1 rRNA gene is annotated in these 306 nt (G+C 55.2%); it reads right to left on the minus strand.

Annotation, left to right across the window (positions count from 1 at the left end):
• Positions 1-306: ribosomal RNA gene (locus tag E6C55_RS33405) — 23S ribosomal RNA — on the minus strand; the annotation flags it as partial.

The following is a 306-nucleotide window of genomic DNA, read 5'->3' on the forward strand; positions in this document are numbered from 1 at the left end:
CCTTAACGAGAGTTCTTCCGCGCGCCTTAGAATTCTCTTCTCGCCTACCTGTGTCGGTTTGCGGTACGGGCACCATCACCTGGCTAGAGGCTTTTCTTGGCAGCGTGAGCACGGAACCTTCGGTACTATGATTTTCCCTCCCCATCACAGCTTGAGGTTACAGTGTGCGGATTTGCCTGCACACCCCTCTTACTGCTTGGACGAGCACTTCCATCCGCTCGCGTTCTTGCCCTCCTGCGTCCCCCCATTGCTCATAACGGCTTACGGTGGTACAGGAATTTCAACCTGTTGTCCTTCGACTACGCC

It is taken from the genome of Cohnella fermenti, assembly GCF_004801405.1.
In the GTDB taxonomy this organism is placed as follows: domain Bacteria; phylum Bacillota; class Bacilli; order Paenibacillales; family Paenibacillaceae; genus Cohnella; species Cohnella fermenti.